The 23315-nt window shown below is 65.9% G+C and carries 23 protein-coding genes and 2 tRNA genes; 17 read left to right on the top strand and 8 right to left on the bottom strand.

The genetic code is table 11. The features are described from left to right. The first annotated feature begins 1507 nt into the window (after positions 1–1507). Entirely contained in the window at positions 1508–1672 is a 165-nt protein-coding gene (locus tag ACLQ3B_RS04325; RefSeq protein ID WP_358048627.1) for a hypothetical protein, read from the top strand. A gap of 76 nt (positions 1673–1748) precedes the next feature. Here ACLQ3B_RS04325 and ACLQ3B_RS04320 read toward each other — a convergent pair whose 3' ends face one another. Further along, positions 1749–1880: a hypothetical protein gene (locus tag ACLQ3B_RS04320; RefSeq protein ID WP_425777498.1), complete on the bottom strand. Its 132-nt coding sequence runs from the start codon at positions 1878–1880 to the stop codon at positions 1749–1751. A gap of 578 nt (positions 1881–2458) precedes the next feature. Between ACLQ3B_RS04320 and ACLQ3B_RS04315 the strand changes: the two genes are divergently transcribed. Then, positions 2459–4630: a DEAD/DEAH box helicase gene (locus ACLQ3B_RS04315; protein WP_358048631.1), complete on the top strand. Its 2172-nt coding sequence runs from the start codon at positions 2459–2461 to the stop codon at positions 4628–4630. After that, on the top strand, positions 4623–5345 hold the full coding sequence (locus ACLQ3B_RS04310) for a DUF2290 domain-containing protein (RefSeq protein WP_425777496.1): 723 nt from the start codon (positions 4623–4625) through the stop codon (positions 5343–5345). The genes ACLQ3B_RS04315 and ACLQ3B_RS04310 overlap by 8 nt, the downstream gene beginning before the upstream one ends. Positions 5346–5462: 117 nt before the next feature. Here ACLQ3B_RS04310 and ACLQ3B_RS04305 read toward each other — a convergent pair whose 3' ends face one another. Further along, a complete protein-coding gene (locus tag ACLQ3B_RS04305) occupies positions 5463–6401 on the bottom strand; it encodes a hypothetical protein (RefSeq protein WP_425777494.1) in 939 nt (312 codons plus the stop codon). Positions 6402–6904: 503 nt separating this feature from the next. Here ACLQ3B_RS04305 and ACLQ3B_RS04300 point away from each other — a divergent pair. Further along, entirely contained in the window at positions 6905–7399 is a 495-nt protein-coding gene (locus ACLQ3B_RS04300; protein WP_425777492.1) for a hypothetical protein, read from the top strand. Between the two features lie 784 nt (positions 7400–8183). Here the strand turns inward: ACLQ3B_RS04300 and ACLQ3B_RS04295 are convergent. Further along, positions 8184–8795 (bottom strand): ImmA/IrrE family metallo-endopeptidase, encoded by a 612-nt coding sequence (locus tag ACLQ3B_RS04295; RefSeq protein WP_425777490.1) that lies wholly within the window; start codon positions 8793–8795, stop codon positions 8184–8186. A gap of 123 nt (positions 8796–8918) precedes the next feature. Here ACLQ3B_RS04295 and ACLQ3B_RS04290 point away from each other — a divergent pair, with 123 nt between their 5' ends. After that, positions 8919–10274, top strand: a complete 1356-nt coding sequence (locus ACLQ3B_RS04290; RefSeq protein ID WP_425777488.1) for a helix-turn-helix domain-containing protein — start codon at positions 8919–8921, stop codon at positions 10272–10274. Then, the gene (locus ACLQ3B_RS04285; RefSeq protein WP_358048647.1) at positions 10271–10936 is read left to right on the top strand and encodes a 2'-5' RNA ligase family protein; all 666 of its coding nucleotides are present in this window, start codon (positions 10271–10273) and stop codon (positions 10934–10936) included. The genes ACLQ3B_RS04290 and ACLQ3B_RS04285 overlap by 4 nt, the downstream gene beginning before the upstream one ends. 214 nt (positions 10937–11150) lie before the next feature. Here ACLQ3B_RS04285 and ACLQ3B_RS04280 read toward each other — a convergent pair whose 3' ends face one another. Together ACLQ3B_RS04280 and ACLQ3B_RS04275 are read right to left on the bottom strand one after the other, a co-directional pair. Next, entirely contained in the window at positions 11151–12119 is a 969-nt protein-coding gene (locus tag ACLQ3B_RS04280; protein WP_425777486.1) for a phosphotransferase, read from the bottom strand. A gap of 8 nt (positions 12120–12127) precedes the next feature. Next, the gene (locus tag ACLQ3B_RS04275) at positions 12128–12715 is read right to left on the bottom strand and encodes an HD domain-containing protein (protein WP_358048651.1); all 588 of its coding nucleotides are present in this window, start codon (positions 12713–12715) and stop codon (positions 12128–12130) included. Positions 12716–12928: 213 nt separating this feature from the next. On the opposite strand from ACLQ3B_RS04275, the gene ACLQ3B_RS04270 reads away from it, so the two are divergent. After that, entirely contained in the window at positions 12929–13198 is a 270-nt protein-coding gene (locus ACLQ3B_RS04270) for a hypothetical protein (RefSeq protein WP_355424820.1), read from the top strand. Here the strand turns inward: ACLQ3B_RS04270 and ACLQ3B_RS04265 are convergent. Continuing rightward, positions 13188–13778 carry a hypothetical protein gene (locus ACLQ3B_RS04265; protein WP_425777483.1) on the bottom strand — a complete coding sequence of 197 codons (591 nt, stop codon included), beginning with the start codon at positions 13776–13778 and terminating at the stop codon, positions 13188–13190. The genes ACLQ3B_RS04270 and ACLQ3B_RS04265 overlap by 11 nt on opposite strands. 377 nt (positions 13779–14155) lie before the next feature. Between ACLQ3B_RS04265 and ACLQ3B_RS04260 the strand changes: the two genes are divergently transcribed. The 7 genes from ACLQ3B_RS04260 to ACLQ3B_RS04230 all read left to right on the top strand — a co-directional run bounded on the left by ACLQ3B_RS04260 (position 14156) and on the right by ACLQ3B_RS04230 (position 20090). Continuing rightward, positions 14156–14323, top strand: coding sequence for a hypothetical protein (locus tag ACLQ3B_RS04260; protein ID WP_425777481.1), 168 nt, complete (start codon positions 14156–14158; stop codon positions 14321–14323). A 24-nt stretch (positions 14324–14347) separates the two neighbouring features. Further along, a complete protein-coding gene (locus ACLQ3B_RS04255) occupies positions 14348–15751 on the top strand; it encodes an APC family permease (protein WP_358048656.1) in 1404 nt (467 codons plus the stop codon). A 5-nt stretch (positions 15752–15756) separates the two neighbouring features. Next, positions 15757–16761 carry an acetamidase/formamidase family protein gene (locus tag ACLQ3B_RS04250; protein WP_425777479.1) on the top strand — a complete coding sequence of 335 codons (1005 nt, stop codon included), beginning with the start codon at positions 15757–15759 and terminating at the stop codon, positions 16759–16761. 11 nt (positions 16762–16772) lie between these two features. Further along, complete coding sequence (locus ACLQ3B_RS04245; protein WP_425777477.1) at positions 16773–17450, top strand: GOLPH3/VPS74 family protein; 678 nt, start codon at positions 16773–16775, stop codon at positions 17448–17450. 467 nt (positions 17451–17917) lie between these two features. After that, entirely contained in the window at positions 17918–18451 is a 534-nt protein-coding gene (locus ACLQ3B_RS04240; protein ID WP_425777475.1) for a hypothetical protein, read from the top strand. 35 nt (positions 18452–18486) lie between these two features. Further along, the gene (locus tag ACLQ3B_RS04235; protein ID WP_425777473.1) at positions 18487–19140 is read left to right on the top strand and encodes an N-acetyltransferase; all 654 of its coding nucleotides are present in this window, start codon (positions 18487–18489) and stop codon (positions 19138–19140) included. A 131-nt stretch (positions 19141–19271) separates the two neighbouring features. Continuing rightward, on the top strand, positions 19272–20090 hold the full coding sequence (locus tag ACLQ3B_RS04230) for a phosphotransferase (protein ID WP_425777472.1): 819 nt from the start codon (positions 19272–19274) through the stop codon (positions 20088–20090). A gap of 210 nt (positions 20091–20300) precedes the next feature. Here ACLQ3B_RS04230 and ACLQ3B_RS04225 read toward each other — a convergent pair. Beyond that, positions 20301–20370, bottom strand: a tRNA-Val gene (locus tag ACLQ3B_RS04225). Between the two features lie 61 nt (positions 20371–20431). Between ACLQ3B_RS04225 and ACLQ3B_RS04220 the strand changes: the two genes are divergently transcribed. From ACLQ3B_RS04220 to ACLQ3B_RS04210, 3 genes are all read left to right on the top strand, one after another. Then, complete coding sequence (locus ACLQ3B_RS04220; RefSeq protein ID WP_425777470.1) at positions 20432–20827, top strand: hypothetical protein; 396 nt, start codon at positions 20432–20434, stop codon at positions 20825–20827. A gap of 453 nt (positions 20828–21280) precedes the next feature. Further along, positions 21281–21553 carry a hypothetical protein gene (locus tag ACLQ3B_RS04215; protein WP_425777469.1) on the top strand — a complete coding sequence of 91 codons (273 nt, stop codon included), beginning with the start codon at positions 21281–21283 and terminating at the stop codon, positions 21551–21553. Then, positions 21550–23232, top strand: coding sequence for a recombinase family protein (locus ACLQ3B_RS04210; protein ID WP_425777467.1), 1683 nt, complete (start codon positions 21550–21552; stop codon positions 23230–23232). Before ACLQ3B_RS04215 ends, ACLQ3B_RS04210 begins: the two co-directional genes overlap by 4 nt. On the opposite strand, the gene ACLQ3B_RS04205 is transcribed toward ACLQ3B_RS04210, so the two are convergent. After that, a tRNA-Leu gene (locus ACLQ3B_RS04205) sits at positions 23214–23297 on the bottom strand. The two genes, ACLQ3B_RS04210 and ACLQ3B_RS04205, sit on opposite strands and share 19 nt — an antisense overlap. Positions 23298–23315 lie beyond the last annotated feature (18 nt).

Below are 23315 nucleotides of genomic sequence, written 5' to 3'. Positions count from 1 at the left end.
CTCCCAACCGTACGAGACTCGAGGTCCTGTTCACCCGTCCACCCGGCGTGACATTCCGGATGCTTCGTACAACTGCCCGGCGTGAGCTAGCGGTGACGCCCTGCTAACTTCGACACTCAACGGCACCGCATCCCAGTACATCAACCTGCCCCACAGCCGCGCTCTCAGCTAACAGGCCAGGTACGACACTTCGGCAGAGGAGGGCTCCGGACGGGCGGCGAAACCTGGGAGATGACCGATCTGATCATCGTCTGCTTCACACAGGACTGCGACACCGCCGGCATTCGGGCCCTCGCCGCTGGCTGGTACCAGTGCGCCCGGTCAGCTACCCCATGGCTACAACGGTCCCGGTCAGCCGCCCTCCGGGCAAACTGGGCCAGCGCACCGTTCCGGAGAGCAAACCCGCCATCCCGCCTGCAACGCCAGCTCGCGCCCTACAGGAACGGCTCAGGGCGGAAGCCGAGCGCCATGTCAGCAACCTGCGGACGTCGGAGAACGCCCGCAACCAGGCGGTCCGCCAGGCCAACCAGCTTGAAGCGCAGTTCCACCGGAGGAGGGCGGAACTGCTGCGGGTTCGTACTATCGCTCCCGGAAGGCCGCGAAGATCCGCGAGGAGTACGCCCGCCAGTGCGCCGTTCTCGAACTCATCGCCCCGCCCGGCGTGCGCTGGACGCCGATCATCGACCTGACGGAGCTGCCCGCCACCCGCCGCCGGGTCCGCTTCGGGCTCATTGCCACGATCGACGCCCAAGCGCCACCAGCGCGGCGGGCGCTGGCCCGCTACCTGTGCGTCTACGCCGAGTTTTGCGGGCGTCTCTCTCGCCATCCACATCTCGATCCGACATATCCGCCGCCCAGCACGATCGCCAACCGGCTCCGCAAGTCGCGCCGCCTATCAGCAGGGCTGATCAGCGACGGCGAGTACGCGAGCAACGCACCCGCATCCTCGGGGAGTTGTAGGCGGTCACGGTGTCGACGGTGATGCGGTCGGATCTTCCCGCGCCGACATGCGTCCTTGGAGGGTCAAATAGCGACGTGGTTGCAATTCATCGAGTGCGCCAAACGACCTGGAATGCCTCGGCGGCCTCGGCGCCCGTGGGCCCTGCTTTCGCCGGGAACAACCGGCCTGGTAACCACTTCCGCGAGACCGTCAGTGGCCGAATGTCGACCGGTTGAGGCGACAGGTGGGTGCCTGCGGCCGGAAACCGGAGCGGCGACGGGCAGCCGGTGCAGCGGACCCCACTGATGCGGCAGTAAGAGAGCCGGCCTCTGGGTACAGCGGATTGCGGACGTGGATGAACCGGAGAGCCACAGATGGCTCGGCATGGGCGCGGTGGGGCAACTGCCGGGTGTGCCCAGCTGAGGTGCGATGGTGGGTCAAGACCGGAAAATTGACCGCGACCGGCGTGGCCGACGGTCAGCTGTGGTGGTCGGGGCGACCAGTGGTCATGCCGGGTGCCGGTGACCGCCTGGCCGGCGATGCCGCTGAACCCCGTTTCGTCGGTTGGTGAAGCTGCCCGACGCGGTCGCGCTGGGCTGGAACACCCGGCAAGGCCCCGTAGACTGGTGTGGCCGCTACGCAGCGGCTGGCGGGCACGGCACCTGGCAATGGGCCGAGCAGCTCGCGACCCGCGGTTACGGCGCGGTGGTCGTGGTGTTCGGCGGCTTCTAGCCACGGCATGGGCCGGAACTCAAGGGGCTGCTACCACGGGATGCCCGAGTGCATCCACACCCCGACCTGGATCGAGCTAGCCGGAGCGCTGGGGCAGCTGATGCCGTGGTGGTCGCTGCCCCTGCGCGGCAAGCGGCTGCTGCTGGAACTGGAAGCCCACCATCCCCACGGTCACCGCGACGGCAGTTCCCTCGGTGGACACTGGCACGCTGCTCGTTATGGCGTCCACCTACTCGCAGACACTCGGCCGCCGGGTCCTGGTCAACCACGCACGCAACGCACACGCGTAGGCCGTAAGTTCCACCCAGGAGCTGGTCAAGGTGGCCGAGCGCGCCGACCCTTCCGGAAGGATTGCCGCGGATCGCGGCCCGCCCGATGCCGGTGCCCAAGTCCGACCCGGAGGACATCGACGCGAGGTCGTCTGCACAACAGGCCCGACGTCGAGCGCAGCACGCGACTAACGCAGACAACACTCAGGTTTAGAAGGCTCGGGTCGTCGGCCCATCAATCGGCGACAGGCTGGGAGCAAGGTGCGTATGACCGCGGCAACGCACTGTAGCCAAACTAGCTTCCCCGTCTGCGGTGTGGCCTCGCCGGCCGTAACCCCGGTGTGGGAGGGGGCAGGGCGACACCAACGATGCGACCGACAGGAGCGGCCGGAGGTCAGAGTCGGCCCGTAAGCTATGCCCGTCGACACGATCCGCCCACCCGGTTGCTTGCCTGGACGCATCCAGCTGAGCATTCCGCTGGGTGCCGTACAGCTTCAAGTAGGTAGGGGAATCGCGGATGGCTGGTAGCACCATGATCGTTCGAGGCACGAACGAGAAGCCAGCGGCGAGCAGCAATTTAGCACAGTTCTTCGAATCGAATCCCGCCTTCGGCGGGCAGCTATTCATTGGCTATCCAATCATCAACGCTGTGGACCACAAACATCCGATCGACGCGGTCTTCGTTTCACCAGAACAAGGAATCGTTCTATTCGACCTGGTCGAGGGCACTACTCTTGGCGAATACCAGGACCGACAGGACGACGCGGCCAACAAACTGGAGTCCCGACTTCTCACGCACCGTGACCTAGTGCGCCGGCGCTCCCTAAGAATACCGATCACGACGGTCACCTACGGCCCCGCCTTGGCCACACGTGGGATTCCTAACCAATCAGACTACCTCGTAGCCAATGCCGAGAGTTTCTCTCACGTCCTTGCCGGCATCGAATGGGCCGACGCAGATCGAGAGATTTACGACCGGACGCTTTCGGCCATTCAAAGTATTTCAACGATCAGGCGGGCAAGGCGAACGAGGAAGGTCGAGAGTCAAGAGTCGCGTGGTGCCAAGCTGCAGCGCCTTGAGGAATCCATCGCCACGCTTGACAACCTTCAAAGCAAGGCCGTAATCGAAACTGTCAGCGGTGTCCAGCGTATCCGTGGCCTTGCCGGGTCGGGCAAGACGATCGTTCTTGCGCTCAAGGCAGCATACCTACACGCCCAGCACCCCCACTGGCGCATTGCGGTAACTTTCAGCACCCGATCCTTGAAAGCTCAGTTCACGCGCCTCATTACGAACTTCTCGATTGATCAGGCAGGCGAAGAGCCGGACTGGAACAATCTGCGCATCATTAACGCGTGGGGCGCTCCGGGTGGCCCGAGTCGCGAAGGCGTGTATCACGAGTTCTGCGTTGAAAATGACGTCGAGTACCTTGATTTTATGAGCGCTAAAGCGATGTTCGGCCAACGGGACGCCTTCAGCGGAGCATGCGCGTCGGCGCTATCTGCGGTCACCGAACCCGCTCCGACCTATGACGCGATCCTGGTAGACGAAGCCCAGGACTTCCCACCGGAATTTCTGCGACTCTGCTATTCCATGCTGCCCGACCCTAAGCGGCTTGTGTACGCATATGACGAACTCCAGAACCTGTCGAGCTCCGGACTTCCTTCGGCCGCTGAAATCTTCGGGCTTGATGCTACGGGTAAGCCCCTCGTTACATTCGATGAACAATCGTACAGCACTGGCGGCATGAGAGACATCATCCTCCAGAAATGCTATCGCAACTCACGCCCGGTGCTCGCGACCGCGCATGCACTGGGATTCGGCACCAACCGTCGCCCCGTGCGGGGTGGTCTCGGCCTCGTGCAAATCTTTGATGAGGCCGACCTTTGGACCGATATCGGATACAAAATTGTAAATGGAAGCCTCACTCCGGGAACTGGCGTGGCTTTAACAAGAACCGAGGATAGCAGCCCGAAGTTTTTGGAGGAGCACTCCCCGATTGATGACCTCGTCCAATTTCACATTTTTGACACCGCGCGAGAACAGAACGAGTGGGTCGCTGAACAAATTTCTCACAACCTCACTCACGACGAACTGACTCATGACGACATTGTCGTTATCAACCCGGACCCGCTAACCACGCGCAGGAGTGTCGGGCCCATCCGTAAGCTACTGGCGGACCGTGGAATATCAAGCCATATCGCCGGCGTGGATACCGTCGCGGACGTGTTCTTTCGGTCCGACAGCGAAAGCGTAACCTTTACCGGCGTCTACCGAGCCAAGGGAAACGAGGCGGGTATGATTTACGTCGTAAACGCCGAAGAGAGCTATGACGCGGCGGTGAATTTGGCCCGTATTCGAAACCGCCTGTTCACCGCAATCACCAGAAGCAAGGCTTGGGTACGTGTCGTTGGTGTCGGGCCGAGCATGAGGCGCTTAGCCGCAGAATACCAGGCGGTGCGAGACGCCAACTTCGAATTGCGGTTCCGTTACCCGACAGATAAGGAGCGAGCCCATCTGCAAGTTGTCCATCGTGACATGACTCCGGATGAGGCTAACGCGGTGAAGAAGCAGCGGGAACGGCTGGCCGGTCTTATCAGTGACCTCGACAGCGGCCGAGTTCTGCCTGATGATCTGGACGAAGACCTGGTGGCGAAGCTTCGCGAGTACTTCCAGAGCCGAGATGACTAAGCAATTTCCAAGCTATCGGAAGTTGTTTTCCGAGATTACCACTCTCACCAAATTTTTGATCGAGAGCGGACTTGCCGACGATCAGAACTTTCCGGCGATAACCCAGACCGGCTCAGACAGGTTCATTGTGAGCTATCCGAACGGCGGTTTCGCGACGATGCTCAGAAACACTGCGTATAAGGAGCTTTACGAGCATCAGCTACGCCACCGCTCTTACAGCATACGGATGCTCGACGGAGCACTGATTCAGATGAGCTATGAGTTCGTGGGGAGCAGGATTGAAAAGTACCGGCTTGCGTTTCTGCCCTCACCCGATCTTTCGGAGTTCCAGAACAATCCCGAGTTATACCTGGAGGACATTCTATACGCGGATGTAGTAGATAAGCGCGCGGTTACAGTGCCACTCCGATTCGATTTCGACGACCGAGACGGAGTTGCTCAAGGCCTATTGCACCCCAAGTCTCACCTTACCCTTGGCCAGTACTCGAATTGCCGAATCCCTGCCGCTGCCCCCATCACACCATACCTCTTCGTGGAATTCATCCTGAGGAGCTTCTACAATACCGCCACAGCGGCCGTCGCAGCCGGCCTTCCCGTCCATTTTTATGACATAGAGTCATGCATGACCACCGAGGAAGCAAATCTGCTTCATATTGGTGTTCCACTTACGTCACAGCGGATTAAGGGGCACCGACAGGCGACTCGTCGGACTTAGGTGGCTCATCGAAGCGCTTTCCGAATCAGCGCAAGCGGCAAGTGAAGGTCGGTCTGAGCGTCATGACTCCGAGGTTCTGAGGCTCCGAGGATGAGCGACTGTGGCAGTGATGGTCGTCTACCACCAGCGGCGGCGCCGATAGACCGGGACTTCACGCACCGGCATCTCGGACCAGTGCAGCGGCCGGTCGACGACGGGTCGGGCGAGGTAAGGGGTGATCCGGTCGCGTTCGTGTTCTTCGGCGAATCGTTCAGCCTGCGTGGTGTCACCGGCGACGTCGAGAGCTTTGATGAGTTGCACGACGAGGAGGTCGAGGCGGTGGTTCTCCGCTTCAGCGGCCGTGAGGCGTTCGTGGGCTACGACGGCGCGGTGGCCGCACCATTGCCGCAGAAGTTCGTGCTCGGGCCGGACATGCTCGCGATACCACCGGTACTCCCACTCCGGACTGGACTTCTCGCCCTTGTGGATGGGATGCGGGCCACCGTGTTTGCACTTGTGCCGGGCTGCCGCCTCCTCCTCGATCACGTGCTCCAGGATGGTATGCGAGTGGGCTCGGCAGGCGGCCTCCGCGATGATGACAGCGCCGGCGGGCGAGACAATCGTGGCGTCATCGGTGGTGAACCACTGAACCGTCGCGAGGATCTCCCCTACGGGTACCTGAAGGATGTCGGTCAGCTTCGCGCGATCCTTTAAGATCGTTGCGTTTTCGACCGGACGCCAGTCCAGCTCTGCCACATCCTCAGGGATGAGGGCGGAGTAGACGGTGAGAACCGCGCTCCGCTCGACGGAGTCGAGCTCGAAGTCGTCGATGCGCTGCCAGTCCGCCTGCCGGGCGTCGTAGGCTTCAACGTCGACCCACCGGGCTTTCAACCGGGCTGACGACACGGTCTGCAGACGGCGGCCGGCGCCGTCGTCACCGAGGAACTCCACCTCAATGCTCGCACTGGCCTTCCTCGGCGTGACAGCCTTGATGCGAACGCGCTCCGACGCCGCAGTGTCCCGAGACCGGTACGCCCAATCGTCGCCGACGACGTACTGCGATGCATCGAACGCCACCTCAACCGCCCTTCGGATGCTGCCCCTGCCATCTCACAGTGTGACCCGCTCGCGCAGCGCTCTGACATCAACTGATGGCCAACGCTCACCAGATCGTGAGGGTCTCTGCCGAGGAGGAAACTCGTCGGTATAACTCACCCGATGGATGACATCGCGCACCGCTGAAGCCTTACCAACTCGAGGTGTTGCGTTGGGTCAAGGCCGGATGTCGCGACGCGGGCATGCCCGGCGACGGCGCGAAACACACCGCGAGGGCACTGCAGGGGCGCCGCCTGGTCACCATGTCACGTCGAGACGGTCGGTGGTCCGCGACCCTGATCGAGCCTGGCCGCCACTACCTCGACAACGGCCAACACCCGGCGGTGATCGGCACAGCGGTCGCGACGGCCTGACCTTCCGGGGCAGATCGTCCCGAGGCGACCCACGGTGCAAGGGCTTGTCAGCCGTCCGTGATCCAAGAAGCGACCGCGCTGATCGAGCGGCTCTAGACCGGAGGCGACGCCGTGGTCGTGCCGGATCCCGACGCCGGGACCCGCGCGAGCTATCGGCGTGCCATCCACGCTGCCAAACAGCACAAACTCGTGCCGGACGCCCACGACCTCCGGCAATCCGGCCGCAACACCGGCGATTTGATCGTTCGCCTGTACTCGGCGGGGCAGCCCTACGACACCGATTGGAATCGGCTACGGCTCAACCAGGGCGCCATCCGCGCCACGCCGCCGGCCGACTACGGAGCCCTCGGACAGGACCCCGCCAACCTGCAGGTGGCACCGGAATCGATGCCTCGGGTACTCGGTCTGCTCCACACGATCGACGCTGCCGGGGCGGACCGGAAATGCCGCGTCGGCGTCAACCTCACCACGAAGAGCCCGAAACCGTTCAACAAGGTCGGCGGTGCGCGGAGGTCGCTTTACGTCTTCGAGGAGTATGACCAGATACCGCACGTGCTCACCGCCGACGAACGGCGGACGAAACGGCTCCGCCCGTTCAACTCCTGACTTGGCGCAACACTGCGACCTCGAGCCTTGAACAGCAGACCAGCCGAATCGTCGCCGCCATCATCAAAGCCGCCGAGGAGAACGAACGGATTTCCGCCGCCTTCAGGCAGCGCGAGAAGGAACGGCGGGCCGCAGCGGGAATCGCCGAGCAACAGGCGGCCGAGGAGCGCCGCCGCCGCGACATCGAACGCACGGCGAAGTGGGAGCACGCCATCGCGAAAGCCCGCCGCCTCGCCGTCGAGGACCACCGCACGACGACATTCAAAACCGCGTTCGAACAGTGGCGGAACGCCGCAGATATGCGGGCGTTCTGCGACGCCTTCGAACACACTTCCGCCGCCAGTCAGGGGGCGAGCAACGACGAACTCGCCGCCTGGTTGACCTGGGCACGCGCTCAAGCAGACGAGATCGACCCGACAGTCGGCACACCCACGCTCACAAGGATCGACTTCACCATCGAGCCGAGCCCGGAATATCTACGCCCGCACTTGCACGGATGGAGCCCCGTACCGCCCTGCGAAGGAATAGGTCGCGGCGTCCTGCTCGGTCAGAGCGGACCGCACCGCCATGTGGCCTTTCAGCAGCCGCCCGACGATGTCGCTGACCCAGCGGGTCCCGGGCAGGAACGGCGCCAGATGCGGCCACAGGATGTTCGGCCCGGCGGGTGCTGGCGCATAACCGGGCGGCGGCAGCCGGCCCACCTTGCTGCTAGACGGGGCCTGCTGATCCGCGAAGCCGCTGCTCGTCTCTGTCCTTCGTGTGTATGCCGCCGGGTTCTGACCTTCTACGGCACGAGCCGCAGCACCGGCTGCTGGTATTCAACGCCCAGCAGGCTCCGTGTGCGCGGCACCGACCAACCCAGCTCGTGTGCGAGTCTCGGCACCGTCAGGTCGGTCTGGGACGCGGCAATCTCGAACGCCTGCTGCAGCATCACCGGCTGTTCGCCGGGGTACCGGCTCACCGACCCAGTGACGAATCCCGGCTGCCCGCGGAGTTGCGCGAGGTTGCGCCACGCCCGGGCAGCTGCCTGGTCTGACAACAGCCCCACCTCCCGGCACCGGTAGAGCAGTGAGTCCACGGACACGCCCCACTCGCGTTGCAGTTCGGCCAGTCGGCGTAGGTCCACCCGTGCGGGTAGTTCGGGCACGATGCTGTCGCGCGGCGTCAGGAACTCCGCTTCGAACGCGTCGGCCTCCCGTTCTTGCTGCGTGTCGCCAGGTGCGGTGTCGCCGTAGGACGCCGGCCGATCGACACGCCCGCAGCGCGGTGCGCCGACATTGTCGGCAGATGCCGACATCAAATTCTGACAAGACTTCGACATTGTGGTCCTGCCACGGGCTGCGGTCGCGCTCGACAATGGGAACTTGACGATGCTGCCCGATCTCGCAGCGGCCATCGGCCGCAGTGGTGCTTGGCCAGATGCTCGGCGCTGCTCGGCGGGCCGGAAGATTTGTCACAGGCGGCAGTTATCGTCTACACACATCGTGACTGCACGTCTGCAGTAGACCGGGGGTTAGCGATGGCCGACAGCGACGAGATCAAGGCCGCCCGCCGCGAGCTCGGCCGCCGGCTCGCGCAGTTGCGTAGGGCTGGCGGTCACACCCAGCACGACTTGGCGCGGCTCGTGCAGTACGGCCGCAGCTCCGTGGCGAACACGGAGACCGGTCACCAGCACCCGGACCGTGCCTTCTGGGCGCGCTGCGACGCTGTGCTGCAGGCCGGTGGCGTGCTCGTCGGTGAGTATGACCGCATCACCGAGCTGAACCGTCAACGACGACGCTCAACGGCGATCCAGGAGGCAAGGAGCACGTCGGGGCCGGTGACGCCGACCGATGCTGGCCATGACGCCTTTGGAGCGAATGGTGGTGCTGTTCTGTGGGAACGCGAGGACAGCATCGACGCACGCCGGCTGACGCTGAAGTCGTCCGTCGATGACAATATCCGTCTCGCGTATCTGGAAAACGAGGTCCGGCAGGCGATCGCCGACAACGAGCGCCTCACCCCGGTGATCCTCATAGCGCGTATGCGACCGCTGCGCTCCTACGTCGACCAGCTCATGGCAGGCCGGCAGCACCCACCGCAACGCGCGCGGCTCTACGCCGTCGCCGCTCACCTGTCCGGACTTCTCGGCGCACTCGCCCTTGACCTCGGCGCATTCGGCGCGGCGCACGCCTACGCCGCCGAAGCGTTCGACCTCGCCGAGGCTGCCGAGCAGTCCGACGCGCAAGCCTGGGCACGGGCCACGCAAAGCCTGATCGCCTTCTACGCCGGTGACTACCATGACGCGCTGGCCTACGCCCAGGACGGCCTGCGCCGTGGCGGCACCAGCGGGCACCGCATCCGCCTCACGATCAACGGTCAGGCGCGGGCCCTCGCCCGTCTCGGCGACCGGTACGGCGTCGACCGTGCAGTCGACCACGCGTTCACCATGCTCTCCGACTACCCGGCCGGCTCGTCGGTCAGCGCTAGTCTCGCCCTCGGCCCGTACTGCCCGGCCAGGACCGCGGCCAACGCGGCGACCGCATACCTGGCGCTCGGCCGTACCGCGGGCGTCACCAACCATCTCACCACCGCGATCACCGCGTTCGACACCGCAGGGTTGGCTGGCCCGCGTGCACTATGCCGCCTCGACCTGGCCACCGCGCACCTACACGCCAACAGCCCCGACCCCGAGGAAGCAGGCGCACTGGCGGTGGAGGCGCTCACCCTCACCGCGGACCAGCGTTTCGAATCGGTCAACCAACGCGCCTATCAGTTCCTCGCCGCTGCCCACCCCTTCGCTTGCCACCCGCAGCTACGGCACGTCGCCGATCTGCTCGCCGACCGCACACCGGTCGCTGGCACCGGGCAGGCCGCTCTACCATCGCTGTCATGAGCAGCCGGGAACTGGCCAGCCAGCACCAGCGCTGGACCGCCTACCAGGACCTGCCCAGACTCACCAACCACTGGTACTGGCGGCCGGGCTGGCGTGCCGACCGCCAGTTTTACACCTGGCACCTCACCTTCGAACATCAACCTGAGCTCCATCACCTCGTCGCCGACCTGCAACGTCAACTCGCTCTGCCCGGACTGGACTTGGTGCCGCTCGACGGGCTCCACCTGACCATGCAAGGTCTCGGCTTCACGGACGAGGTCACCAACACCGACGTCGCAGCGGTAGTTGCCGAGACTCGCCGACGCTGCGCCGGCCTGCCGCCGCTGGAGTTGTCGCTCGGGCCGGTCGACCCCGACGCCGAAGGAATCGGCTTGCTCGTCCGTCCCTGGGATCGCCTCGAAGACCTCCGCGCCACCATCCGAGGTGCCATCGGCGCGGTATGGCAGACCGTGCCGGAGGCCTCAGATGGATTCCGGCCACATGTGACGATCGCCTACAGCGGCGGTCAGGCACCGACCGGACCAATCCGCACCCGCCTTAACGACCTCCGCCACCAGCAACCCGCCCGGGTGACCATCCGACAAGCATCGTTGATTGCGCTACGTCGAGAACACCGCAGCTACCGGTGGACAACGGTGGCGACTACGCCCCTTGGCGCGTGAGGCGTTCGACGCGGGCGGCGAGGGGCCGTGGTAGCACGGGGTGATGAAGTCGACCCGGGACAGGTCGGACCCGGCGGCATTCGAGGAGACGAAGCAATGGGCGCGTGCAGGTTGCACCGTTCGGTGAACTGCACCAACGCCTTGCGCCCGTCGCCTCCGACGGAGGTGCGGAAGTAGCAGAACAACGAGGCGTCGGTGTTGACGATAAGGCGCTTCACGAGGATCTTCCTGCAGTAGGTGATGGGCGGCTGGCGCTGTTAGGCGAGGGTGTCCCGAGCAGGTCCAGTGCGCCCTGGAGTTGCCGGAGGACGACTTGGGTATGGCGCCGATCGGCGGAGGCAGGGTGGTGGCCAGCGGCGGCGGTAGTGAGCAGCCACCAGGCTGCCCACACCCGGTGCCAGCCCAGCGCCCATCGGGCAGCGGGAAGCCCGCCCCGGTCGGCTTCGGCATCGGGGTGGCCGCCTGCGGCGACGTAGGCGTGGATGAGTTTGCTGAGGAGTCGGGGTTCGGTTGGTCTGCGGGTGCCGAACCAGGTGGCTAGGTCGAGTAGGCCCGGTCCGGTGAACGCCTTGGCCCAGTCAACGAGGCGGCAGCCGGTGCGGCTGACGTGCAGCGAAGTGCGGTGGAATTCGCCGTGGCACAGCCCGAACGGTGGTCGCTCGGCACCGTCGGCCCTGTGTCGTGCGGTGGCAGCGAGTCGCTGCAGCACCGCTTCAATCCCTTCCGCATCGTGGGTGAAGCGCCCTTGCCGACGGAGCTCGTCTAAGGCGTCCAGACCTTGCCCTGGTAGCCGCGCCAAGCCCTCTTCGTCGAAGGTCGGGAGGTTGGGGATGCCGGCAGTGGCGTGAGCCCATTGGGCCGTGGCGGCAGCCTCCGCGAGCGTCGCGGTCCGGCTCGGCTCGCCAAGGTCCTCCATCAGCATGCCCAGACCATTGGGGCGGATTGTGTAGCCGTTCAGCAGCGGGACTGGGGCTTGCTGGTTGTTGAGCGCGCAAAGGACGGTCGCTTCGCCGGTGAACGGTGCGGTGGCGATCTTGCAGATCAGGCTGCTGCCATCGGGGAAGAACCAGCGCTCGACCGAGGACAGCTCCCATGTCTGGATGATGTGTCGCCGCGTCGGTACCCGTCGTGATGCGGCGAGCAGGTCCCCTCGTAGCTGCGTGCGGAGCTGCTCGTCGAGCATGGTGCTGTTCACCGTGCGCCCGCGCCCTGCGCACAAGCAGTGGTGCGCTCGAGCGGCGTGAGGGCGGCGTCGAGGTGCGCCGACATGCTGGCTGGCAGCCGAGGATGTGCGGCGCGTTGGAAAGCCCGGAAGTACGGCAGTAGTCCGCGTAGCGCCGCGCGCCGGTCAAAGAAGTCCGATGCATTGCCGGTGCTCTGGGCCCGGCGTAGCAGCGAGGTCAGCGCGACGATTTTGTCGGCGGTCGAGGCGAGAAGGACGGGCTGGTCGTCAACGCGGATGGGCGGGTCGGGTTCATCAAGGGCGCGGTGTTCGGCCTGAAGGGCGGCGATGATCCGGGCGACCTCGCTCCCGTAGTTGGCGGTAAGGGTCTGGTAGATGTCTGGTTCTGTCGGGGCGAACTCCGGTGCGTCGTGCAGGAGCGCGGCGACGATGACGTCCTGTGCTGGGGCGGGGACGTGTTGCCCGATGGTCACTGCGACGCGCAGCGCGTGGACCAGGGCTGGTCGGTCGTCGATGGTGTGCCCCGAGCACCACGTTCGAGTGTCGCGGAGGGCGCGTTCGATCGCGGCGGGGCGGGGAGGCGATAAGACCGTCATACCCTGGTACCTCCTGATTGCCGTACGATTGGCGGCATGCCGGGGCCCCTTCCGCAATGGTGTGAACAGACCTGCGTGGTGTGTCCGGCTCAGCGGCTCGGGCCGGGCCAGTTCGATGTCATCGACCGGCCGGGACCCGAATTCGCGTACCGACCTGACCTGGGGTGGCGGGCAACCGCGGACGGTGTCGCCGTTTGCGTTCATCCGTTCCGGGTGGGCCTTCCCGCCGGCCGGTACGCCTCGGACGGGGAACTGGTCCCCGATCACGCGCCCCGACCGGCGCCGACGGCGGCGGCGCTGGAGTTACCCGCCGACGTGGTCGATCTGGATGGGTGGCTCGTAGCCGTCTTGCGGCAGGCACCCGCCGAAGGGATCTTCGCCGCTGTTGCCCGCGCCGAGCGGCTGGCCGCCGAACGGTTCGGAGCGAAGGAAGCGGTGACGGCCCTGCGGCGGGTGCTGTCGGTGGAGTTGGCTAACCGCTGACCCTGGCGGCGAGCGGCTCGTTCCGGTCGAAGTCGAAGTCGTGGCTGCGTCCATCCCGGCCGAGGCCAGCCGCCTGGTAGCGCTCGTTGAGCAGGCCGAGACGTCGATTCACCTCGGCCGAGTCCAGCCAGTACCGCAGAGGTTGCTCTCCCCACCCGGCGGCGGCGTAGTAGGCGTCGGTGATGCCCCCGCGGATGTAGGTGAACTCCTCCAACTCGGTGGCATGGGGGAAGGTGACGCCCAAGTCGCTCTGCAGGCGCGTCATCAGCGTGAACTGGGCCAGCACGGCGTGGATCATCTCGTCCACCGGCGCCGGCACCAGCAGTTCAGCGGCACGCTCGTCGCCGCCGGAAAGATCGAACACGGCAGCTTTGAGCGCCAGCACGCGCAGCGCTTCGTCCAGCAGCGGCGCGGCATCGCGCTCCAGCGACCAACGGCTGATTGCCGGGTAGCCGGTGAATGTGGCCCAGCACGTGGAGTACTTCATCGACGAGCTCTGCAGCCGGCCGTAGACCGGGTGCGCCTGCATCTTGTCGAGGATCTCGGCGGCCCGACGGCCAACCTCTCCGACCTCCGGCATGGATGAAATGGTCATGGTGCATGCCCTCCCAAGGGGTCGTGGACACGGCAGACCGTCACGCCGCATCGCGGCTGCGGTCCCTCATCGCCAGCGACGTCGACGCGGGCGCTGACTCAAACATCAAAAATCGTCGGTGGCCGTGTCGATAAGGGCTGCCGTTCATCTCCGACAATCCGCTGACATGTATCTACGGCGGATATTGGCGATGCCGGGAGTGTCAGTGGATTGTCAGAACCCCCTGGCAGGACTGGCCGACATTGATCAATTTCGTCTTAGGTCGCTCTATGCCGGCGTCATCGCCGCCGCTGCGCTGTAGTCACCAGCCAGCGATGCCAACTCACCGAGGGGAGGTGGCCGTGCCTGTTGCCAGGAGGCTTATGCCCCTGCTGATCCCACCGCTGGTGGCGCATTCGGTCATCGCGCCGCAACTGCTGGCGTCGATCGGCCGGCAACTCTCCGCCGACGGGCCTGTCCACGAGCAGGTGCATCGATGGCCTGCTTCACTCGGTCGGCGTATTTGGCAGACGCAATATTCCATTCACTGATTATTGAAACCCGCGGAGGAATTTGTGTACGAGCAGGATTTGGCCCGCTATGGATACCGGCAGGAGTTGGCTCGTCAGTTGAGGTTCCGGGATCTGGTCGCGTACGGGTTGGTCTACATGGTGCCGATCGCCCCGATGGCGATCTTCGGCAGCGTCTACGCCGGCTCCGGCGGGATGGTCGCCCTGGCGTACGCGGTCGGTGTGGTGGCGTTGGTGTTCACGGCGTTCTCGTATGCGCAGATGGTGCGGGCTTTCCCGATGTCGGGCAGCGTCTACAACTACGCAGGGCGCGGCATCAGCCCGCCGGTCGGGTTCCTCGCTGGCTGGGTGATCCTCCTCGACTACGTCCTCGTCCCGGGGCTGCTGTACCTGGTGGCGTCGGTTGCCATGCACGCCACGGTCCCGGCGGTGCCGGTGTGGCTGTGGCTACTCGGCTTCGTCGCAGTGAACACGATCGTTAACTCGGTGGGAATCCGCATGACGGCGGCCGTCACCCGGGTGATGCTCGTCGGCGAGCTGATCGTCCTGGCGGTGTTCCTGGCCGTCGCCGCCTGGGCACTCGCCTCGGGTAGAGGCCGATTCAGCTGGGACGCCTTCTACAACTCCGACACGTTCACCTGGTCGCTGGTGGCGGGTGCGGTGTCGATCGCCGTGCTGTCCTTCCTTGGCTTCGACGGCATCTCCATGCTGGCGGAGGAAACCAAGGGCGGCTCCCGACAGATCGGCCGCGCCATGGCCGCCGTCGTGATCCTGGCCGGGGTGCTGTTCATCGCGCAGACGTGGCTGGCCGCGATGCTCGTCCCCGACCCCGGCACCCTCCTTGTGGAGGGTGATCCGAACGGCACTGCCTTCTACGACGCCGCCGCCGTGGCCGGCGGTGGCTGGCTGGCGACGGTGTGCGCGGTGGCTACGGCGATTGCGTGGGGGTTGCCGAACTCGATGGTCGCGCAGGTCGCCACGTCGCGGCTGCTGTACGCGATGGCCCGGGACCGGCAACTGCCGGTGTTCCTGGCGAAGGTGTCGATCCGCCGCAACGTGCCGATCAACGCGACGCTGCTCACCGGCGCGGTGTCCCTGGCGCTGGGCCTGTTCATGGCGACTCGTTCGGATGGGATCACTCTGCTGTCGTCGCTGATCAACTTCGGGGCGATGGTCGGGTTCCTGGTCCTGCACGTCTCGGTCGTGGTGCATCACCTCATTCGGGAGCGCAGCGGTAACTGGTGGGCGCACCTGGTCATGCCCGCCGTCGGCTTCGCAATCTTGGTGTGGGTGGTGGTCAACGCCAACATCGCTGCCCAGCGCCTCGGCCTGGCGTGGCTCGCCCTCGGGATGATCGTCCTGGCCGGGTTGTACCTGTCGGGCCGCCGACCTGCCCTGTCGGGGTTGGCGCCCGCGCAGCCGCAGGCGCGTCACGTGGAGCGGGTGTGACTGGCATGGATTCGTTTACCTACCGGCCGGCTCGGGACGAGCTGGCGTACACGTTCGGCGGTCGGATGCCGGTGGCGCACGTGCGCGGCGGTGACGTGTTCACCGTCGTGACGGAGGACTGCTTCGGTGGTCTCGTGAGAGGGCCAGCGGACCTGCCGTCGCAGGTGTGCCGCATGCCGTACCTCAATCCGGTGTCCGGGCCGTTCTTCGTCGAGGACGCCGAGCCCGGCGACACCCTCGCCGTCCACCTCGCCGCGATCGTTCCCGCGCGGGACTGGGGTGTGTCCTCGACGTTGCCGCACTTCGGTGCACTGACCTCCACCTCCCACACCGCCACCCTGCAGCCTGCGTTGGAGGAGCGGGTGTGGGTGTACGGCATCGACCGGCATGCCGGGACCGTCCGGTTCGAGGCCACGCGCAGCGACCACAGCGTGGACCTGCCGCTGGATCCGATGATCGGCACGATCGGTGTCGCGCCCGGCGGGTTCGAGGCCCGATCCACCCTCGTGCCCGACACGCACGGCGGGAACCTCGACACCCCGCACCTGCGCGCCGGCACCACCCTCTACCTGGGGGTGAATGTTCATGGGGCGATGCTGGCCCTCGGCGACGGGCACGCCCGCCAGGGCGAGGGTGAGGCCTGCGGCGTCGGCGTGGAGATCGCCACGACCACCACCCTCGCCATCGACGTCATCAAAGGCGTGAGCACGCCATGGCCGCGGTTGGAGACCGACCGGGACATCCTGACGATCGGGTGCGCGAGGCCTTTGGAGGACGCCTACCGCATCGCCCAGCATGACCTCGTCGGCTGGGCCAGCGCCCTGACCGGCCTGGAGACCCTGGACGCCTACCAGCTCGTGTCGCAGGCGGGGCGGGCGCCGATCGGCAACGTGTGCGACCCCAACTACACCGTCCTCGCCGCCATCGACAAAACCCTGCTCCCCGCTCAAGGTCCCGCGTACAACGGGGCACACGAGCGGCTGCGGCGGCTCACCGCCAGGCTGCGGTAGGAGTCCCGCCGATGCCCGCGTCGATCCCGCGCCTGCCCCTGCGCGATGAGCTGTTCCTCCTCGGCCACGACGACGACACCGGACACCCCCACGTGCACCGGCAGACCCTCGCCCTCGGGCTCGCGGGCGCGGTCCTGATCGACCTGTACCTGGCCGGGCGGGTGACCCTCGACCCGAACGACGACACCCGCCCGGCCAGCCACCAACGAATCCACCCGCACAACGACCGCCCGGTCGGGGACCTGATCGCCGACGCCGCGACCGCCACCATCCGCCACACCCACCCACCCCTACGCGTGTGGTTGCGCGGGTTCTCCGATGACCTCTACGACCGCACCCGCGCCGGACTCGTCGCCGGCGGAATCCTGCGACACCACACCCGACGGCGCCTCGGCGGCCTCGTGCGCACCGACACCTACCTGCCCACCGACAGCAAATGGGCGGTCATCGCCCGCTCCCGCCTGCGCTACCTCGCCGCCGGCTACGAACAACCCGACAACCACACCGCCGCGCTCGCCGGCCTCGTCGCCGACCTCGGCCTCACCCACCACCTCTACCTCGACGACGACACCCCAGCCCTGGCCGCTCGTCTGAAGGCCATCGCCGGGCAGCACTACCAGCCGGTACGCGACATCAGCGCCGCCGTGGACGCCGCGGTCGGTGACCTCGCCACCGCCGCCTACCGCTAGCCCCAATTCACCTCACCTCAAGAAGGCTGACCGTGAACAACCTGCCCCACATGCGACCTCCGACCGACAAGCCCCACCCGGTGTGCCGGCGAGCCGTAAAGGTCACTGCCGCAGCCTGCGCGCTCGGCCTGCTCGCTACCGCCACGGCCATTTCGATCTGGACGGGCACCGCCGGGCCGGCCCAATCCGCACCCTCGCCTTCCAGCGCCACCGGGTCTCTCCCAGCCGTGGCGCCGTGTCCGTCGCCCGCCGCCCTGACCGCGGCCCAGCTCAAGGCACGCGCACAGCAGAAACTTGACCCGTCGCCAACGCGTCTGCCGGCGTCGTCCCCAGCGCGGGAGGCTCTCACAGCGGTCGCGGCGGGGCCGTCCGGCTGCGACGCCATCCCGGGCCGGTTCGCCTACGTCCACCTACTCCAATGGGCCACGGACACCACCATCGCGGGCAACAGCACCACCACGCGGATCGTGCTGTTCGAAGAGCAACGCTGGCGCGCCGACGACGCCTCCGGACGCGTCATCCGCAGCCGCTACCCCACCGGTCAGCAGCCCACCGACGACAGCACCTACTACCCCGGCGAGCTGGACGGACCCATCGGACCGATCGCCGTAGACCCGACAGCGCTCACCACGTACATCGACGCCACCCAGCCCCGATTCCTCGGACCCACCGCCGTCATCCGCGGCCTCGCCAGCCTGCTCGGCTGGCGCACCCCCAACCAAGCCGCCCGCACCGCGATCCTCACCGTCCTACGCGACACCCCCGGAATCACCTACCACGGCCCGGTGAGAGACCGGGCAGGCCGAACCGGCATCGGCGTCAGCGCCACCTCCGACGACATCCGCTTCCTGCTGATCCTCAACCCCACCACCGGCGAACTACTCGCCTACGAAAGATCAGCACTCGCACCACGACCAGGCAGCGACCGCACCGGCCCGCTGGTCGACGACTACCAACTGTTCCTCGTCCACACCCGCGCCAACAGCAGCAGCTACTCCTGACCCCGCAACCAAGAGCCTTCTAAGGAATCCCCGCCATGGACACTGTCCCGCGCATCCGTGCCGCCCGATGGGCGGACAAAGACCACGTCGCCGCACTCATCGCTGACGCCCTCCATCCCAGCCCTCTCGCAACATGGCTGATCCCCGACCCAGGCCCACGACGTCGAATCCTCACCGACGTCCTCGCCATCTGGGTCGAGCACGCCCTGTTCTACGGCGACGTCCACCTCACCGACGACGCCACCGCCGCCACCGTCGGCTTCCACCGATACCGCCCCATCCCGCCACCAGCGAACTACCCCACCCGCCTCGGCGATGCCGCAGGCCCTCACAGCGATCGCTTCGACCTACTCGATCGGCTACTCGCCAAAGATCGACCCAGTGAGCCCCACTACCACCTCGTGTTCCTCGCCGTGCCGCCCAGCGCCAGGCGGTCCGGACACGGCACGTCCCTGCTCAGCCACCATCGCAGCCGACTCGACCATGTGAACCTGCTGTCCTGGACTAGCACCACCCCCGATGCCAAGAGCCTGCATGTCCGGCACGGCTACATCCCACAATCAGCGATTCAATTGCCCGAAGGCCCGGTCATCTGTTCCATGCGCCGCAGCCCTCTCCACGGCGACATCCAGCCAACCAGGACGACGGCGACCGAGGGCCACACCAGTCATCGACGTCTGCGACCATGACCCATCCGCCACTCGCGAGGACGAGACATGAGACCGGCTACCGGGTCGACCTCGAATTTTCAGGTGGCGAGGCTGAGCCCTGCTGTCCGCCAATCCCGCCTCAGCCGGGCACGTAGCAGAGAAGAGAACCGATGCGTAGCGATTGGACCGCTCTGCCGGAGAGTGTCACGGCAGGGATCGCCGAACGGGTCGGCGGAACCTTTGACGTCGCCCCGGCTCCCAGTGGCGACCACGCTGAGATCGCCTCGACAGTGACCGGACCGGCCGGACAGGTCTTCGTCAAGGCGGCCTCCGACGAGTTGAGCGTTCGGTCGCTGCGCTACGAACTGGCGGTAACCCGGGCCATCGACCGGCACCCGCCCACAATCCTGTGGCAGTTCGAATCCGATGGCTGGCTGGTGGTGGGGACCGAGCATCTTGCCGGCCCCCACCCCGACCTATCTCCCGCCAGCACGGATCTCAATCTGCTCCGAGCCGCACTGAACGCACTTCAGGAGACGCCGGCGCCCGACGAGACGTGGTTCACCCCGGCAACCCGGCTCGGATTCGCGCACCCGGCGATGGACGGCGAGACACTCATTCATTCGGACCTCAACCCGGCGAACCTGATCGTGACCCCACTCGGCCTACGCATCGTGGACTGGGCGTGGGCAACCAAGGCCGCCGCATGGGTCGAACTCGCGATGCTCGTCCCCTGGCTGATCGGTAGCGGCCACAGCGCCGAGCAGGCAGAAGAGTGGATAGCGCAGCTTCCGGCATGGACCGCGACCGACCGACAGGTCTTGGACAACTTCGCGTCAAAGAACGCAACAAAGTGGGCGGCCAAGTCCCGGCAGAACACCGAGCGCTGGGTACGCGACCTCGCAATGTGGACCGGCGCGTGGGCGGATCACCGGACCGGCGGCCATCAGTCAGCCCGTGAGCCGCAACGCGGGGGCACCCTCTCGTGATGTGGGCGCCGATAGCGGTAGGACTCCTCAACCAGCCAGCAGGCCCGCTCGGGACCGCAAATCAGGTCACTCAGCCGGGCAGGTCCATGGCGGCCCGAACCGAGAACCAACCGCGCTGCTCCCAATCCGCTCCCAATGTAAGCCGCACATATCGCAAAGCCCGTTACCGACAACTCCGGTAACGGGCTTCTGACCTGCAAAAACTGAGAGTGGGCGATGCTGGTATCGAACCAGCGACCTCTTCGGTGTGAACGAAGCGCTCTAACCTCGGAAGCAGCCCAGAGCTTCCAGCGAACCAACTCCTCTTTGGCACCTGGAGGGTTCTCCCTTACCGTTCGAGCATGCGATACCTCACCCGAGCGTTCGCCCTCGGCGCGCTCGGTCGCAGCAAGGCAGTCGAGCAGTTCCTTGGACCCGTCAGCGTGGCGGGTAGTCCGGGTGTCCGTTGGGTCTCTGTCTGGCCCTGGCAACAGGGTTACAGCGTTTCAGTTCACGACGTGCAGGACCTAGACGACGAGCGCTACCGGGATCTCCTCACATTCCCGCCACTCGATCCTGAAGACGACGATGAAACGGGCTCCGGCCGCGTCCTAGCTCATGTTGCAAGTGCGGCCGAGGCGTTGGAGTTGGCGGAGCATGCAACAGGAGCCTCCCCACACCGCTGGGTAAACCAGGGCGTCGCTGGGGACGAGTACGCAGACTTCGTGCTCACGAGACGTAGCCAGCACCAGCCTTGACCCCGCTTCGAACCTGCCTACCTAGCCGTAAGTCGAGATACTCCGGGCCGTGCTCGTGCCCAACCAGCACCCGCTCTTGACAGCCGAGCCACCGCTGCGCCCCATCTCGCCCGACGAAACCAACGGGCCTGACAACCGAGTAAAGCAACTCGCCCTGCCCCGATCGAACTGAGCGGCCGATGCCTCAGGGCACCGGCCGCTTCTTCCTGCCTGCACAAGCCAGGACACGACCAGCTCTCGGAGGACACATCCCATGACCACCCACCCAGTCGCCCTGGTGCCAATCACCCAGACACCGAATTACAGGGCCGTAGCTCCGCCTGCCGACGGTGCCCGCACTGGCGTCGTCCACGATTCTGCAGCTGCACGGACCGGAATTGCAAAAGCCAAGGGGCCAGCGACGCACAGATCCTGGCGAGTGTCTCGACCGGGTCGACCGCCGGACGGAGGCACATGACGCAGCCATCCGGTCACGAACGTCAGCAGTCCGGACGGCCCGGCCTCGCATCGGCAGCCGCACGGGACAAACAACTTGACCAGTCCTGCGAAGACAACGGTTCATGGACGGTCGACAACGCCGACGGCAGCGCAACGACCGGGGTCGACAGCTTGGTGGCTCCCAGCCAACCACCCGACCTGCATCCCGGTGCAGCTGCTGCCCTACTCAAGCTACTCAAACGGGTCAACGACCACCGCACAGACAACTCGAAGCAGGAGAACGAATGACCTCCCCTCAACCACAAGCCTTTGCCTTCTACGGCCGCGTATCGACCGAGGACAACCAGGACCCCGAGTCGTCGCGGAGTTGGCAACTCACCCGGGCCACAGCCCTCATCCAGCCCCACGGCGGCCGCATCGTCACCGAGTACTTCGACGTCGGCCAGAGCCGCTCACTGCCCTGGCAACGCCGAACCCACGCCAACACCCTCCTGACAGCGCTACGCAACCCACGGCGCGGGTTCTCCGCCGTCGTCGTCGGAGAACCTCACCGGGCCTTCTACGGCAACCAATTCGGTCTCACGGTTCCGCTCTTCGCGCACTACGGCGTCCAACTCTGGGTGCCCGAGATCGGCGGCGCCATCGACCCCGACAACGAGGCACACGAACTCGTCATGTCCGTCTTCGGCGGCATGAGCAAAGGCGAACGCAACCGCATCAAACTCCGCGTCCGAACCGCCATGGCCGCCCAGACCCTCCTCGAAGGCCGCTACCTCGGCGGACGCCCACCCTACGGCTACACCCTCCGCGACCTGGGGCCCCACCCCAACCCTGCCAAGGCCGCAGACGGCAAACACCTGAAGGGCCTCACCCCCGACGAACAGACCGCGCCGATCGTCCGGCGAATCTTCGCCGAGTTTCTCGCCGGCATCGGCCTTTTCGCCATCGCCGAGGGTCTCACCGCCAATCACGTGCCTTGCCCATCAGCGCACGACCGCGCCCGCAACCGGCACCGCAGCGGCATCGCCTGGTCCAAGAGCGCCGTCCGCGTCATCCTTACCAACCCCCGCTACACCGGACGGCAAGTGTGGAACAAGCAACGCACCGACGAGGTCCTGCTCGACGTCGACGACGTGGCAATGGGCCACACCGGCGTCATGCGCTGGAACGCCCGTGACAAGTGGGTGGTCTCGAAGAAGATCACCCACGAAGCACTCATCGCCGACGCGATATTTGAACAGGCCCAAGCGATCTTGCAGCGGCGCGGACGGGGCACCGGCGGTCAACACGTCCGGCAGCGCACCCGCAACCCCTACGTCTTCCGCGGCCTCATCTACTGCGCCGCCTGCGACCGACGCATGCAGGGCCAGTACAGCCACGGCGACGCCTACTACCGCTGCCGATTCCCCCAGGAATACGCCCTCGCCAACCAGGTCCAACACCCCAGCAACGTGTACCTCCGCGAGGACACCCTCACCGACCCGCTCGACACCTGGCTGGCGTCCGCCTTCGCAGCCGGCCGCATCGAACAGACGATCACCGCGATGACCGACGCCCAGCCACCGAACCAACCACCACCACTCGCCACAACAACCCAGACGATCATCACCGAATGCGACACCAAGCTAGAGCGCTACCGCGCCGCCCTCGACGCCGGCGCGGACCCCGCAGTCGTGACCGAGTGGATCTCACAAACCCAAGCCGAACGCGCCCGCGCCGAAGCAGACCTCCACGCCCACTCGAGCAACCACCCACGCCGCATGAGCCGAACCGAGATCAAAGACCTAGTCCACGCACTCGGCGACATAGCCGCCGTACTCCGCGACGCCGACCCCACCGACAAGGCCGAGGTCTACCGACAACTCGGACTCCGGCTCACCTACCAACCCGAAACGCAAACGGTGCGCGCTGCAGTCGATCTCAGCGCGCACCGTGGGGTAAAGGTTTGTGTCCGAGGGGGGACTTGAACCCCCACACCCTATACGGGTACTAGCACCTCAAGCTAGCGCGTCTGCCATTCCGCCACCCGGACCTACACGTTAAGCCTACC

This window comes from Micromonospora sp. DT53 (assembly GCF_049841535.1).
Classification (GTDB): Bacteria; Actinomycetota; Actinomycetes; order Mycobacteriales; family Micromonosporaceae; genus Micromonospora.
This window is presented reverse-complemented; position numbering and strand designations above follow the sequence as displayed.